This is a genomic window from Streptomyces sp. NPDC127119 (assembly GCF_042677425.1).
Lineage (GTDB): Bacteria > Actinomycetota > Actinomycetes > Streptomycetales > Streptomycetaceae > Streptomyces.
This window is the reverse complement of sequence record NZ_JBHXTO010000015.1, coordinates 83,982-98,002: the sequence shown is the minus strand read 5'-3', so window position 1 is coordinate 98,002 and position 14,021 is coordinate 83,982. Positions and strand designations below refer to the sequence as shown.

The following is a 14,021-nucleotide window of genomic DNA, read 5'->3' as shown; positions in this document are numbered from 1 at the left end:
CACCTGTCCTGCCCCGGCGCGAAGCCCACTCGGCTTCGCGGCGGGGCAGGACCGTCAGTGGCCGCACCGCCGGGTCGTCATCCCGCGGGCGTGATGGCCACGTTGTCGAAGGCGGCCTCGGTGTCGAAGACCCGGACGCCGTTCGCGCCACTGCGGTAGGTGCTGTCGCTGACGGAGATCTTGGGTGTCGTCATGTCGTCGACGAACACCTTGATCGAGGAACCGACGGCACTCACGCGCATCCGGTGGGCCGAGCCGGAGCCGACGGTCGTACGGGCCGTCGCCAACTCGGTCCAGGAACCGTTCGCCCGGCCGAGGACCACCTTGCCGCTCGGGCTGATGCCCGCGTAGTAGCCCGTGTAGCTGTCCCAGCCGACGGACGGCCCGCTCACCCTGAACGTCAGGCCCGCGTCCCCGCCGCCCGAGGTGACGGTGACGTCGGCGTCGTAGGTGAAGTCGGCGAAGTTCGTGTCGAGCAGCGCCTTGCCGCCCAGGTTCCGCCCCACCCGGTACTGTCCGCCGCTGACGGACCATGTCCCGCCGTACGTCTTCCAGCCCAGCGCGTTGCCGTCGGCGAAGTTGTCCTTCACCTGCATCGCGACACGCCGGATGGTGCCGTCGGCGTTGAAGTACAGCCGGTCGTAGGCCAGTTGACGGTGGTTGCCGTCGGTCTCGCTGAGCGGACGGCGGTGGTAGACGATGTACCAGATGTCGGTGCCCGGCACGTTCACCACGGAGTTGTGGCCGGAGCCCTTGGCGACCGCCGGGTCCTGGGCAAGCACCTTGTCGATCTTCCGGAACGGGCCGGTCGGCGAGTCGGACATCGCGTACGACACCGAGTAGTCGGGGCCGGTCCAGCCGCCCTCCGACCACATGAAGTAGTACGTGCCGTTGCGCTTGAACATGTAGGAGCCCTCGGTGAAGTTCTCGGGGGTGATCTCCTTGTAGGTGGACCCGTCGTCGAACGTGCCCAGGCTGGTCATGTCCGGGTTGAGCTTGACGACGTTGGAGTGGTGCCAGCCTCCGTAGTACATGTACGCCTGGCCGTCGTCGTCGATGAACACGTCCTGGTCGATGGGCTGGGCCCCGTTGTGGAACTGCGAGATCAGCGGCTTGCCGAGAGCGTCCTTGTACGGGCCCTCGGGGCGGTCGGCGACGGCCACACCGATGCCGCCCAGCTCGGAGTCGCTCTGGATGTCGTTCGCGCCGAAGTACAGGTAGTACTTGCCGTTCCGTTCGACCGGCGCGGGTGCCCACACCGCGTACTTGGCCCAGGAGACGTCCGCCGTCTTCAGGACGTTGCTGTGCTTGGTCCAGTGGACCAGGTCGGTGGAGGAGAACGCGTCGAGGTGGGTCTGCTCGGCGTAGGGCTTGGACGCCGTGGGGTAGACCCAGAACTTGCCGTCGTAGACCGCGATGTCGGGGTCCGCGTACCAGCCGTCGACGAAGGGGTTGCCCGCCTCGGCGGTCGAGTACTCGGGTGCCGCGACGGCCGTGGTGGGCGAGAACATCGCCACGAGGCCGCCGACCAGCAGCGTGGCACAGGACTTGGCGAGAAACCCGGTCGATCGGACAGTCACGAGAACCTCCGTGGGGGTGAGGCCGGCGATGGCAGACAACGTTGTCGGGAGCTCTGTGCCGAGAAGGTGTTCATGGGGTGGCTGCAAGCAGGTGTTTACATCGTTGCAAGTGGGCTGTAAACCCTTCGCGCACGGATGGTCGACTGACGGGTCGTGGCCGGCCTCGGTCATATGGCCGGGATGAACCGCCCCAACGGGGGCACTCGGGCTCTGCGACACCAACGGGTGCCGCGTTTTCGACAGAGAGAGAAACCCGTGTACATCGGTCTCGGCACCATCGTCGTCATTATCATCATCATCGCCGTCGTCATGATGCTGCGCCGCCGCTGACATGAATTCGGCCTTGACCGCGGTCCGTTGGGCGGGAACGCCGGAACCACGCACTTCCTGGTCGGCGCCGGCCTGCTCGGCCCGGCGCCGACCCTTTCCTTGGATGGCCGGTCGGCCCGGCGGCTGCTACTCGGCGGTCAGCAGCCCGACGCGGACCTCGCCGAGGACGCGAGTCACCAACCGCAACACATGCATCTGCGAGTAGCCCAACTCATGTCACCGATGAGCCGTTTGATCTCGCCGATGATGTCAGGCCGTCAGCGTCGACAGTTCCGCGTTGGCGCGTTCGGTGACGAGGGTCAGGACGCGGCCTGCGGCGGCCAGGTCCTCGGCGGGTATCCCGCCCCAGATGCGGGCGGAGAGGGGGGCGGTCTCCGCGCCGACGGCGGCGAGCAGTTCGCGCCCCGCGTCGGTGGGGCGAAGGTACGCACCCTCGGCGACGAGCAGTTGCTTCGCCAGCAACTCGTCGAGCGTGGCACGGATATCGACCGGATCCGCCTTGAGGGACCCCTGGACCTGGGCGACGAGATCGTCCGGCGCCTGCGGGGTGTCGGCAGTGATGGCGGCGCGCAGAGCGACCTGCTGCTGGAACGTGGCGCCGTACCGGGCCAGTACGTGCTCCAGGACTCCGCGGGCGGCGTAGTGGGCCAGGGCGAGGTCGCGGGCGTTGGCGGCGGGTGCGGTAGCGGTGGACGCGCTGGTGGTCATGTTGTTGTCCCCCCTGTTTTCTCTCGTCAGGTGCTCTCGTCGTTCGCGTTCGGTACGGATGGATCGAGCGGTACGTCGAGCAGGGCCGTCAGCTCGTCGGTGAACGCACGCGTCCGCGGGGCGTCGAGGCCGCCGAGCGGGTCCAGCAGTTGCTGGAGCAGTTGCTGGACCACCGCGATGGCCTGCCGTGTGACGGCCTCCCCCTGCTCGGTGAGCGCCAGTTGTACCGCGCGCGGGTCGCGGGGATCGCGGGTGCGCTCGACCAGTCCGGCCGACTCCAGTGCGCGCGCCAGCTTCGAGACGTACAACGCCTCCAGTCCGGTGTGGTCGGCGAGGCGGCGCTGACTGGGCCGCTCGCCGGTGCGCCGCATGCCGTACAGCGACGCGACCAGCGAGTACTGCGCGTGGGTGAGACCCAGCGGAGCCACCGCGCGGTCGACCGCGACGCGCCACTTGTTGGCGAGTCGCCACACCAAGAAACCGGGTGTGGGGCTCGGCGAACCTTTGCTCATGCCAAATAGAGTACATAGACATAATATCCATGGCTACTATTTTTTTACAGCAGGGTCCTCACCAACAAGGACTGGAGCCGGTCGAGCCGGACGCCCGAAAGGGTGTGACCTGGAGTGAGACTTCGTACCTGGAGTGAGCCTTCAGAGGGCCTTGGCACCCAAGGCGATGTCGAAGCCGGCGCCGTTGCGTGCCACGCCCACCAGGAGGATGCCGGCCCATTCGAGGGCGTGCGTCATGTCGAGTCCTCCCGCGTCGAGGGCCCGCATGTCCAGGCTCTCCAGAAACGCCGCGACACGCGCCTTCGCCTCGGCGTTGTCACCGGCGAAGAACACGTCCACCGGCTTGTCCTCCGCGAGGACACCTTGGAGGATCGAGTTGAACGCCTTCACGACGTGTGCGCCGTCGGGAGCGGTGGCGGCGATCTGCTGGGACACCGAGTTGCCCGGGGTGGTCACCAGCCCACTGACATCGGCGTCGAACGGGTTGGTGATGTCGACGAGGATCTTGTCGGCCAGCGCGTCGCCGTAGTGCGCGACCACTTCGACCGCGCCGGTGTACAGGACGGCCACGATGACGATGTCACCCGCCGGCCTCGCGCCGTACATGCCGGCGGTGGCTCCGCTGCCGACCTGGTCGGCGAGCGCCAGAGCCTTGGCGGCGTCGCGGCTCATGAACTCGACGGTGTGGCCGCGCTTCGCCGCCCGAGTACCGATGGTGGCGGCCATGTTGCCCGAGCCGATGATGCTGATGGTGGACATGATGTGTGTTCCCTTGTTGTGTATGGATCAGTTGTTGCGCATGGGGCAGTTGTTGTGCATGCGTCAGTGAGGCGTGGGCCGACGCTTGCCGACGGGCCTCCCGGGGGGGGAGCCGGGCGCCGCCGCGGATACCCGTCGGCGCGGCGCCGGCTACCAGCAGGGACGTGCTCAGATGACCGTGGTGCCGCCGTCGGCGACCAGTTCCATGCCATTGACGTAACTGGAGTCGTCCGAGGCCAGGAACAGCGCGGCCGACGCGATCTCCTCAGGGCGGCCCATCTCCCGCCGCGGGATGACGGATTCGAACTGCGCCTTCATCTGTTCGTCCATCACCTCTTCCAGGATCGGCGTGGCGACCTGGCCGGGAGTCAGCACGTTCACCCGGATCCTCCTGTCCCTCAGCTCGGCCACCCACACCCGTGCGTAGGCGGGCAGCACGGCCTTGCTCGCCGCGTACACGCCCCAGTCGGGGTAGCCCCGGAGTGATGCGTTCGACCCGGTCATGAGGATCGAGCCTCCGTCGTTGAACAACGGCAGCGCCTTCTGGACCGTGAACAGCGTGCCGCGCGCGTTCAGCGAGAAGGCGGCATCGAACTGCTCCTCGGTGATCTCGCCGAGCTTGCCCTGCCCACCTGTCCCGGCGCTCGCCCACAGCACGTCGATCGCGCCCTTTTCCCGCTTGACCGTCTCGAACAGCCGGTCCAGATCATCGAGGTCGGCCGCATCACCCTGCACGCCGGTCACGTTCCGGCCGATCAGCCTGACGGCCTCGTCCAGCGCGTCCTTCCGCCGGCCCGAAATGAAGACGTGAGCTCCTTCGTCGGCGAACAACTTCGCACCGGCCAGTGCCATCCCGCTCGTCGCGCCCGTGATCACCGCGACCTTGCCATCGAGCTTTCCCACGATGCACTCCATTCATCTGCCGTGCCGAAATTAAGTACACCGATCTGAGTACTTACCGATGACCGTAGCGAACCGCGGCGAGCGGTGCAAGCTATGCACACCGATCGGTACCCACGTGGGTTAGGCTGGGCGTATGACAGAGCTGGAGAAGGGGCCGCGAGGCCTGCGCCGCGGCAGGGGCGCACGTGAGCGCATCCTCGGAGCGTCACAACGACTGTTCCGCGATCAAGGCATCGGCGGCACCGGCATGGACCAGCTCTGCGCGGTCGCCGAGGTGTCCAAGCGCACGCTCTACCAGCACTTCACCGGCAAGGACGACCTGATCGCCGAGTGCCTGCGCCGGTTCGATCCCGACATCCTGCCGGAGGTGTTCGACCGCACCGATCTCACGCCTCGCGAGCGGCTCCTCGCCGCGTTCGACGCACACGCTCCCCTGTGCCCGTACATCGCGGCGGCCGTCGAGATCCCCGACCCGGACCACCCGGCGCGCGTATACGCCCGCGACTACAAGAAGGGCTTCGCCGCCCGGCTCGCCGAGACCGCCCGCGAGGCCGGCGTCGCTGATCCCGAACAGCTCGGCGAACAACTGGCGCTGCTACTGGACGGCGCCTCGGCCCGCAGCCGAGTCCTCAACACGGACGCGTTCGCCACCGCCGCCGCCATCGCTGCCGTCCTCGTCGACAACGCCATCCCGACGACAGCGCCGGCGTCGGCCGGTGCCGGCGCCGGCGAGTAGCGCCGCCAGGATGACGACGCGCGACGCAGGGCTGACGCTCTGGTCAACTCAGCTTGCGGACGCGGCCGTTGCGGAGGGTGCGACGGCCGCGTCCGGGCGCGCCCTGAAGCATTCCTTCGCGCCGCCCGTCGCGGGGCTGAAGCAGACCTGCATCGCCGTCCCGGGGCCGGCCACGCTCATCAGCGTGTGGACGTAGGTGTCCGCCTCGTTGCGGCTCGTGACCCTAGCGCCGTGGCGGGAGCCGTCCCGGCCGCCCGTCCGCAGCTCGATCCGGTCGTTCACCGCCGCGCCCCACATACGGGCCCAACTCGCCCCGCACTCCTCGCTGTAGCGGATCTGGATCCAGGCCCCCGTGGCGGTCTCGTGCTCTGCGAGTGTCGTCGGCTGAGCACCGCATTTCATCGCGATCGGGTCCTTGTCCTGACAGGCAGTGTGACGGCACAGCGCCCCGGTGGTGGAGGGCGGCGTGGGGGACGGAGGCGCCTCCATGCCGTGCGAGGGGGGAAGGTTGATGAGCACGAGCGTTCCCACGACCACCGCGCAGACCGACACCAGGGCGGTGAGGACGGCTACGGGCCGGCGGCTGGTCGGGCGGGTACGGGTGCGGGTGCCCGTGAGGTTGGCGTCGTCCGGGGATGACTCGGTCGGGCCGGTGCCGGGCGGCCCGGTATCGGGCGGGGTTGTCCCGGAGGGGGCGCTGGCGTCCGGTGCCGTCTCGTTCTGCGGCGCCGCCTTCGATCCAGGCGTTCCAGGCGTTCCACGCGCTGCATGCGTCCGGTGCGTCCGGGCGATGTCCAAGAGCGCCAGCGGGTGGTCGGCTGATTCGCCGACCAGACGGCACAGCTCCATGACCGCGCTGCGCGGCGGCAGACTCTTGCCGTTGAGGTAGCGCTCCCAGGACGACTTGCTGAAGGTGGTCACGTTCGCGAGCTGCGCCAGGCTCAGGCCGGTGCGCTGCTTCAACTGCTGCAGCACGACGGCCAGTCGGGCGCCCGGCGGTGAAGGTACAGCCCCTGTCATCCGCGCAGCGCCTTCCAGGAGCGCGGCCCCAGCATCCCGTCGACGACCAGGCCCGAGCGCTGCTGGAACGATTTGACGGCCCGCAGTGTCAGCGGGCCGAACATGCCGTCGATCCCGCCGGGTGAGATGCCCGCCCGGCGCAGCAGACACTGCGCTTCGGCCACGTCGGCGCCCGTGGCCCCGTAGACGATCTCGTCGTTCCGGCCTTCGTTGATGCCTGCCGACCAGAGGCCGTCCACTCGGGCGATGCGGCAGGTGTAGGAGGGTGACGGCGAGGCCGCGGCGGTGGAGGGCGGGGCGGCGACGGTCGCCTGGGTGACGTCGTCGTCGAGGCGCAGCATGAGCAGCAGCGCCGCCGAGAGTGCCACGGCCAGGGCTACGACGCCTGCCGTGAGGGCGATGTGCGGGAAGCGGACGTGAGCTGGTGCGGTGGCAGGGGGCGTCGTGGGCCCGATCAGTGTGACCGAATCCTGTCCATGGTCCTGCCCGTGCCCCTGATCCTGTCCGTGCCTCTCGTCCTGATCCTGGTCCTTGTCCTGTTCCCGCGTCGTGGGCCGCGGCTCTACGGCGGTCTTGGCGCGGCGGCTGTCCCAGGTGTCGGCGGCGACCTCGTGCAGCGCGAGCAGCGGTACGGGGTCGGCGCCCGTGATCCGGGCCAGTGCCTCCAGCGCCTCCCGGGGCGGCAGCGAGGTGCCTCCCAGGTACCGCTCCCACGATCTGGAGCTGTAGCCGGTCTTTGCCGCGAGGTGCCGCATCGTCAGCTCGCCGTGATCCTTCAGCCGACGTAACTCCTCCACCAACTGCCTTTCGCAGGGATCGAGTTCATCGGACAGCGGCTTGTAGCGCGACATGTTTCCCCAAATGCGTTCATGAGCGTGATCAGCGACCCCCTTCGCCGCTTCGCATTCTGCATGAGCCCGTCACATCTGTCACAGGTGTCCCACACAACCGTCCCACCGGACCCTGTCGTCGCAGGTCAGCGGGGTGGTCGTCCCGAGCAACCGCCAACTGCGCCTGAGCCGTGGCCACGAGGCCCCGGCGCCCTGCACCTTTGTCCTCGCCACCTGGTCCCGTCAGTCGAGGCAGGTGCGGATTCCACGACCGAAAGAGGAAAGCATGCGACCGAACGCTCTGGGCACGACCATCGCCGGACTCGTCACCGTTGTCGGCCTCGCCGCCGGCAGTGTGGCGACCGCGGGCACCAGCTTCGCGGCGACCGGGACCACCGCGCACACGGCGGCCGTCTCACAGCCCGCCGCCGTGGCCGCGACGCAGAACTTCGGTCTGACCACGGCCGAGGCCAAGAACGTCCAGAACTTCCTCGCGGACTACTGGGGCTACACGGACACCATCGACGGCCAGCTGGGCACCAACAGCTGGAAGGCCTTCCAGCGCTGCCTCGCGAAGTACTGGGGCTACACGGGCGAGATCGACGGGGACCCCGGCACCAACACCATCAAGGCGCTGCAGCGCCTGCTGAAGGACGACTACGGCTACACGGGTGACATCGACGGCATCGCCGGTGCGGGCACCCGGGCGGCGTTCAAGCGCTTCGCCGCCTGAGAGTCCGAGTGACCCACCCCGGCCCGTCCTGCAACGGCAAGGACGGGCCGGGGTTGCGCGTTCCCGCCTCCCCCACAACCGCGCCGGGCGCCCAGCCCGTGACCGGTGGCGCGTATGCCGTAAGCCGTAAGCCGTAAGCCGTAAGCCGTAAGCCGTAAGCCGACGGTACGTCAGAAGCCCCTCCAGCAACCGAAGGAGAACCTCCCCGCCATGGGAAGACTCGCATTCCTCGTTCGCGCCGAAGACCACAGTCACCCACGCCGGGACACGCGCCGCACCGGGGCGGGGTGGCGGACGCGCGTCGGGACCTTCGCCGCCACCGCGGCCATGGTCTCGGCCGGCCTCGTGATCGGCGCCCAGCCCGCCGCGGCGGCACCGGCCCCGATCAAGCTGACCTCCGCGTCCTGCCCCGCCGAGATCGTGCAGGGCCAGACGAGCGGTTGCGTCACGGAGTTGCAGAACCTCCTCAACGCGCACGGCGCCGGTCTCGTGGTGGACGGTCAGTTCGGGGCGGGCACGCTCTACGCGGTCCGTGAGTACCAGGCCGCCACCGCCATCGCCGTGGACGGCCGGGTGGGCCCGGCGACCAAGAGCAAGCTGTACGCGACCGGAGGCTCGGCGCCCGCCCCCGTCAACCTGAACTCCGCCTCCTGCCCCGCGAACATCGTCCAGGGCGCCCAGGGCGGTTGCGTCACCGAGCTCCAGCGGCTGCTGCGCCACCAGGGGTACGCCGTGGACGTGGACGGCGACTTCGGCGCCGGGACGGCCGGCGCCGTACGCGCCTTCCAGACCTCCCGGGGCCTCACGGCCGACGGACAGGTCGGTACGAACACCAAGCGGGCGCTGTACGACACCGACGAGTCACCGTCGACGAGCCTGGACCTGCGGTCGTCGTCGTGCCCGGAGAACATCGTGGAGGGGCAGAGCGGCGGTTGTGTCGCCACGCTGCAGTCCCTGCTGAACGGCAAGGGTCAGAGCCTCGACGTCGACGCCAGCTTCGGTCCCCAGACCCTGGCGGCCGTGAAGGCGTTCCAGTCCGCGAGCGGCCTCACCGCCGACGGCGCGGTCGGCCCGAACACCAAGGCCGCCCTGTACGCGAACATCGGCGGTGGCGGCGGCAACGGCGCGCCCGCGCCGATCAACCTGAACTCCGCCTCCTGCCCGAACGAGATCGTGCAGGGGCAACGCAGCGGCTGTGTCACCGAGTTGCAGAGCCTGCTCAACCACCACGGTGCCGATCTCGCCGTGGACGGCGACTTCGGTGCGCTCACCGACAGTGCCGTCAGGGACTTCCAGGCCGAGAAGGGGCTGTCGGTCGACGGCCACGCGGGACCGAACACCAAGGCCGCGCTGTACGGCGCGGTCACCCCGCCGTCGTCGCCCCCGCCCGGCGGCGGTTACGGCAAGATCCTCGAAGTGGCGGAGGCCGAGGCCGGCACGGTCGAGGGCAGCGCCCGCGCGAACAGTTACGGCTCGTCCGTGGGTCTTTCGCTCTCCACCAGCAACTACGCCTGGTGCGCGACGTTCGTGAGCTGGGTGGCCAAGCAGACCGGGGCCAGTTCCTACCGCAACTCCTACGTCTCGGGCTGGGTCAAGCAGGCGCGGGCCGGCAACTACCACCTGTCGGTGACGACCAGCCCGCAGCCGGGTGACATCGTGGCGTTCGACTGGGACGGCGGAAGCGACTTCACCGGCGGCAACGAGCACATAGGCATCGTGCGTACGGTGTCCGGATCGTCGTTCACCACCGTCGAGGGCAACACGGGCAACCCCAACGGCGACAACGACGGCGTCTACGTCAGGTCCCGTGCCACGAACAGCGGATACGACGTGGTCTTCATCCGCGTCCGCTGAGCGTGGTCGGCCCCTGCGCGGTCAGGTCTGCTGGGGCACTATCGCCACCGGGCAGTCCGCGTGGTGCAGCAGTGTGTGCCCCACCCGGCCGAGTTGCAGGCCGAAGTGGCCGTGCCTGCGCCGGGCGCCGACGACGACCAGGTCCGCCGCCGACGAGCGCCGCAGGAGCACCTTGCGGGCCGGCCCCTCGGCGGTGGTCTTCCGCACCCGCACCCCCGAGTGGTCCGCGACGCCTTCGTGGACGACCGCGTCGAGCAGCGCCGAGGCCCGTTCCTCGTGGTACCGCTCCGGTACGCCGGCCATGCTCGGATGGTCGGCGCCCTCGTAGGAGGGGCAGCGCCAGGCACGTACGACATCCAGCGTGCACCCGCGTGCCTGCGCCTCGCGGAACGCGAACCGGGCCGCCTCACCGCTCGTCGCCGGATCGCCCGCGCCGAGCAGGATGCGCTCGTGCGTCGCCTCCAGGGCGGCCTTGTCCCCGCGGACCACGATCACCGGACAGTGGGCACGCGCCGCCACCGCCAGACCGACCGAGCCCAGCAGCAGCCCCCTCAGCTCGCCGCGGCCACGTGAGCCCGTGACGAGGGCCGAGGCGTCGCGGGCCGCCTGCAGCAGGGCGGTCGGCGCGTCCTCCGGCACGACCTCCGCGACGACCCGCACGGAGGGATCACGTTGTCGGGCGCGCTCGGCGGCGGAGCCGAGGATGTTCTCGGCGAGTGCCTGGTCCGACGGGCGTCCGGCTCCATCGGTCTGTTCGTCACCTTCGTAGCGTTCCCACAGGCAGGCGTGCACCAGGCGGATCGGCAGGCCGTGGCGGGCCGCCTCGTCCACCGCCCAGTCCATTGCCTGAAGGCTGGACTCCGATCCGTCCACGCCCACCACCAGGGGCAGCTCCATCATGGCCACCACCTTCCATATGATTCAGGACGTTCCACCCGCGGTCAGGACGCCTCCATTCAACTCCCGGGCCGGAATCCGCACTTGAGCCGATCGGTGTGCTTCTTCCGGGCCGAACGGCCCTGACGGACGGGCCGACCGGTTCTCGGCCGTTCCGCCCATCGCCCCACCAGCCGCCGTCCGTCGGCGCCCGCCGCCGCGTGGTCCTACCGCTCCCCCACCGGCGCCCACCACACCAAGGTCGTACCGCCGCCCTCAGGGCTGTCCAGCTGCAACTCTCCGCCCAACTGCCCCGCCCGTTCCGCCATGTTGCGCAGGCCGCTCCGGCGGCCCCCGGGCGCGATGCCCACGCCGTCGTCGGAGACCGTCAGGCGCACCTCGCGGCCGTCGGTCTCCAGAACCACCGCGGCACACGTGGCCCGGGCGTGCCGGGCGATGTTGGTCAGGGCCTCGGAGAGCACGGCCACCACGTGGTCGGCCGTCTCCTTGGCGACCTGGGTGTCCACCAGCCCCTCCATCTGGAGGCCGGGGGTGAAACCGAGCACCGGAGCCGCCTCGCCGACCACACGGACCACACGGGCCCGCAGGCCCGGGGCGGCGGCACCCTCCCGCGCACGCAGGCCGAAGATCGTCGACCTGATGATCTTGATGGTCTCGTCCAGGTCGTCCACCGCCCGCGACACACGTTCCGATGCCTCGTCGTGCTCGATGAAACGGCTGGCGCTCTGCAGGGTCATGCCGGTGGCGAACAGCCGCTGGATCGCCAGGTCGTGGAGGTCGCGGGCGATCCGGTCGCGGTCCTTGAGCACCGCGATCTCCTCGGCGTCCTCACGCCGTTCCGCCAGTTCCATCGCGACCGCTGCCTGCGCGGCGAACCCCTGCAGCGCCCGGGTCTCCTTCTCGGTGAACGCCGGCCCGCCGGACTCGCGCACCAGCAGGACGATCCCGCGCACCCGCTCGCCCGTTCCGATGGGGACGGCCACGGCCGGACCAAGACCGGTGAAACGCGGGGGCCCGGACGCGTCCCGTTCCTCCGCGGAGATGTCGGGACTGGCGACCGAGGCGGCTGCGGAGAACGCCCGGCCGATCAGACCCTCGTCCACCGGCAGCACGAGCCCTCGATGTGCCTCCGCCGCCTCGCCGAAGGCCAGTTCGGCGGTGAGCGAGTCCGTGTTCTCCATGGGCAGGGCGACCACCGTCAGCGCCGCCGAGGTGATGTCCCTCGCCCGCTCCGCGATCAGGCCGAGGACCTCGGCGCGGTCGCTGCCGGACATCAGGCAGTGGGTGATCTCCGCGCTCGCCTGCAGCCAGCGTTCGCGCAGCCGCGACTCCTCGTAGAGGCGGGCGTTGTCGATCGCCACGCCGGCGGCCACCGCCAGGGTCGACAGGACCGACTCGTCCTCCTCGTCGAACTGTGCGCCGCCCTGCTTCTCGGTCAGGTAGAGATTGCCGAAGACCTGCTCCCGCACCCGGATCGGGACACCGACGAAGGTGTTCATCGGTGGGTGATGGGGCGGGAACCCGTACGAGGAAGGGTGCTCCGACAGCTTGACCAGCCGCAGGGGTTCGGGATGCCGGATGAGTTCGCCCAGAATGCCGTGCCCCTCCGGGTAGTGGCCGATCTCGGCGATCTGTTCCTCGCTGATCCCGATCGTGTGGAAGGCCGACAGCCGCTTGCCGTCCGCCCCGATCACCCCGAGGGCCGCGTATCGCGCGTCCACGAGCACGGCCGCGGCCTCCACGATGCTGCGCAGCGCCTGCTCCAGGTCCAGCTCCCGGCCGACGGAGAGCACGGCCTCCAGCAAGCTGTGCACGCGGTCGCGCGTACCGCGTGCGGCGTCCAGTCTGGCCTGCAGTTCTTCCAGCAGCTCGTCCAGCTTCAGCTGCGGCAGTCGTACGCGGGCCCGACGGGACTCCTCGGCGCTTCCCACCGGTCGATCCTCCAGGTCCCCTCGACGCACGGACAGCCGACCGTTCCGGTCGGGTGTCACGGTATCGGTCCGGTGCGGGTCTGCGCGGTCCGGGTCGGGAGAGCGTAGGGATCGGGCCCCGCAGCCGGGTCCGGGGCGGCAACTGCCTTCAGTTCAGGGGCAGTCGGGCCGCGACGTACTCGGTGAGGTCGAGCAGCCGGTTGGTGTAGCCCCATTCGTTGTCGTACCAGCCGAAGACCTTGACCAGTTCGCCGTGGGCCTGGGTCAGCGGGGCGTCCAGGACGCACGAGGCGGGGTCGCCGACGATGTCGCGGGAGACGATCGGGGCGTCGGACACCCGCAGGATGCCCCGCAGCGGACCGTCGGCGGCCTCCCGGAACGCCGTGTTGATCTCGTCCGCCGACGCGGGCCGCTCCAGGACCACGCTCAGGTCGGTCAGCGAACCGTCCTCGACGGGGACGCGTACGGCGATACCGTCGAGTGTGCCCGCCAGTTCCGGCAGGACGAGGCCCACGGCGCGGGCGGCCCCGGTACTGGTGGGGATGATGTTCACGGCGGCGCTGCGGCCCCGGCGGAGGTCCTTGTGCGGACCGTCCAGGACGACCTGGTCGTTTGTGTAGCCGTGGATGGTGGTCATCAGGCCCTTGACGATGCCGAAGTGATCGTTCAGCACCTTCACCATGGGAGCAACGCAGTTGGTGGTGCACGAGGCGTTGGAGACGACGTGATCCCGCCCGGTGTCGTACGTGTTCTCGTTGACGCCCATCACGATCGTGCCGTCGACTCCCTTGCCCGGTACGGACAGCAGCACCTTGCGCGCCCCCGCCTTGAGGTGCAGGCCGGCGTCCTCCTGGGTACGGAAGCGGCCGGTCGACTCGATGACCACGTCCACGCGGAGGTCACCCCAGGCCAGCGCGGCGGGGTCCCGCTCGGCGGTCACGGCGATGCGGTGCCCGTCGACGGTGAGTGAGGTGTCGTCGTGCTCGATGGCGCGGTGCAGCCGTCCGTACGTCGAGTCGAACTCCAGCAGGTGCGCCAGAACCGCCGGCGAGGTGATGTCGTTGACCGCCACGACCTCCACCGGTGTGCCCGCACCCGTCTCCGCGCGCTCAAGCACGCAGCGCAGATAGTTGCGTCCGATGCGGCCGAAGCCGTTGATGCCCACCCGTACGCCCATGTCCCTCGTCCTTCCGGTCCGTCCCGTGTCTGTCTCCGCTGCCAGCGTGCG

The 14,021-nt window shown here is 69.7% G+C and carries 13 protein-coding genes; 3 read left to right on the top strand and 10 right to left on the bottom strand.

All coding sequences use genetic code 11. The features are described 5' to 3' along the window. Positions 1–77: 77 nt before the first annotated feature. The 5 genes from ACFVH5_RS10325 to ACFVH5_RS10305 form a co-directional block, all read right to left on the bottom strand. Positions 78–1,580, bottom strand: coding sequence for a family 43 glycosylhydrolase (locus ACFVH5_RS10325; RefSeq protein WP_385833116.1), 1,503 nt, complete (start codon positions 1,578–1,580; stop codon positions 78–80). Positions 1,581–2,159: 579 nt separating this feature from the next. After that, positions 2,160–2,618, bottom strand: a complete 459-nt coding sequence (locus ACFVH5_RS10320; protein ID WP_385833115.1) for a MarR family transcriptional regulator — start codon at positions 2,616–2,618, stop codon at positions 2,160–2,162. A gap of 26 nt (positions 2,619–2,644) precedes the next feature. Next, a complete protein-coding gene (locus ACFVH5_RS10315; RefSeq protein WP_385833114.1) occupies positions 2,645–3,130 on the bottom strand; it encodes a MarR family winged helix-turn-helix transcriptional regulator in 486 nt (161 codons plus the stop codon). Between the two features lie 141 nt (positions 3,131–3,271). Next, complete coding sequence (locus tag ACFVH5_RS10310; RefSeq protein WP_385833113.1) at positions 3,272–3,889, bottom strand: NADPH-dependent F420 reductase; 618 nt, start codon at positions 3,887–3,889, stop codon at positions 3,272–3,274. Between the two features lie 168 nt (positions 3,890–4,057). After that, complete coding sequence (locus tag ACFVH5_RS10305; protein WP_385833112.1) at positions 4,058–4,792, bottom strand: SDR family NAD(P)-dependent oxidoreductase; 735 nt, start codon at positions 4,790–4,792, stop codon at positions 4,058–4,060. Between the two features lie 133 nt (positions 4,793–4,925). On the opposite strand from ACFVH5_RS10305, the gene ACFVH5_RS10300 reads away from it, so the two are divergent. Beyond that, a complete protein-coding gene (locus ACFVH5_RS10300; RefSeq protein WP_385833111.1) occupies positions 4,926–5,528 on the top strand; it encodes a TetR/AcrR family transcriptional regulator in 603 nt (200 codons plus the stop codon). A gap of 48 nt (positions 5,529–5,576) precedes the next feature. On the opposite strand, the gene ACFVH5_RS10295 is transcribed toward ACFVH5_RS10300, so the two are convergent. Next, positions 5,577–6,548 carry a helix-turn-helix domain-containing protein gene (locus tag ACFVH5_RS10295; protein ID WP_385833110.1) on the bottom strand — a complete coding sequence of 324 codons (972 nt, stop codon included), beginning with the start codon at positions 6,546–6,548 and terminating at the stop codon, positions 5,577–5,579. Continuing rightward, entirely contained in the window at positions 6,545–7,399 is an 855-nt protein-coding gene (locus ACFVH5_RS10290; RefSeq protein WP_385833109.1) for a peptidoglycan-binding protein, read from the bottom strand. The genes ACFVH5_RS10295 and ACFVH5_RS10290 overlap by 4 nt, the downstream gene beginning before the upstream one ends. 265 nt (positions 7,400–7,664) lie before the next feature. Here ACFVH5_RS10290 and ACFVH5_RS10285 point away from each other — a divergent pair, with 265 nt between their 5' ends. Further along, positions 7,665–8,111, top strand: a complete 447-nt coding sequence (locus ACFVH5_RS10285; RefSeq protein WP_384797608.1) for a peptidoglycan-binding protein — start codon at positions 7,665–7,667, stop codon at positions 8,109–8,111. A 210-nt stretch (positions 8,112–8,321) separates the two neighbouring features. Then, entirely contained in the window at positions 8,322–9,965 is a 1,644-nt protein-coding gene (locus ACFVH5_RS10280; RefSeq protein WP_385833108.1) for a peptidoglycan-binding protein, read from the top strand. 21 nt (positions 9,966–9,986) lie between these two features. Here ACFVH5_RS10280 and ACFVH5_RS10275 read toward each other — a convergent pair whose 3' ends face one another. From ACFVH5_RS10275 to gap, 3 genes are all read right to left on the bottom strand, one after another. Continuing rightward, entirely contained in the window at positions 9,987–10,862 is an 876-nt protein-coding gene (locus ACFVH5_RS10275) for a universal stress protein (protein ID WP_385833137.1), read from the bottom strand. Positions 10,863–11,068: 206 nt separating this feature from the next. After that, the gene (locus ACFVH5_RS10270) at positions 11,069–12,793 is read right to left on the bottom strand and encodes a GAF domain-containing protein (protein WP_385833107.1); all 1,725 of its coding nucleotides are present in this window, start codon (positions 12,791–12,793) and stop codon (positions 11,069–11,071) included. A 148-nt stretch (positions 12,794–12,941) separates the two neighbouring features. Further along, positions 12,942–13,970 (bottom strand): type I glyceraldehyde-3-phosphate dehydrogenase, encoded by a 1,029-nt coding sequence (gene gap / locus ACFVH5_RS10265; protein WP_385833106.1) that lies wholly within the window; start codon positions 13,968–13,970, stop codon positions 12,942–12,944. Between the last annotated feature and the right edge of the window lie 51 nt (positions 13,971–14,021).

Bases quoted from the DNA above. Each gene is read 5' to 3' on its own strand.
- gap (WP_385833106.1), bottom strand. From the start codon at position 13,970: ATGGGCGTACGGGTGGGCATCAACGGCTTCGGCCGCATCGGACGCAAC.
- ACFVH5_RS10310 (WP_385833113.1), bottom strand. From the start codon at position 3,889: ATGTCCACCATCAGCATCATCGGCTCGGGCAACATGGCCGCCACCATC.
- ACFVH5_RS10315 (WP_385833114.1), bottom strand. From the start codon at position 3,130: ATGAGCAAAGGTTCGCCGAGCCCCACACCCGGTTTCTTGGTGTGGCGA.
- ACFVH5_RS10285 (WP_384797608.1), top strand. From the start codon at position 7,665: ATGCGACCGAACGCTCTGGGCACGACCATCGCCGGACTCGTCACCGTT.
- ACFVH5_RS10290 (WP_385833109.1), bottom strand. From the start codon at position 7,399: ATGTCGCGCTACAAGCCGCTGTCCGATGAACTCGATCCCTGCGAAAGG.
- ACFVH5_RS10320 (WP_385833115.1), bottom strand. From the start codon at position 2,618: ATGACCACCAGCGCGTCCACCGCTACCGCACCCGCCGCCAACGCCCGC.
- ACFVH5_RS10280 (WP_385833108.1), top strand. From the start codon at position 8,322: ATGGGAAGACTCGCATTCCTCGTTCGCGCCGAAGACCACAGTCACCCA.
- ACFVH5_RS10275 (WP_385833137.1), bottom strand. From the start codon at position 10,862: ATGGAGCTGCCCCTGGTGGTGGGCGTGGACGGATCGGAGTCCAGCCTT.
- ACFVH5_RS10295 (WP_385833110.1), bottom strand. From the start codon at position 6,548: ATGACAGGGGCTGTACCTTCACCGCCGGGCGCCCGACTGGCCGTCGTG.
- ACFVH5_RS10300 (WP_385833111.1), top strand. From the start codon at position 4,926: ATGACAGAGCTGGAGAAGGGGCCGCGAGGCCTGCGCCGCGGCAGGGGC.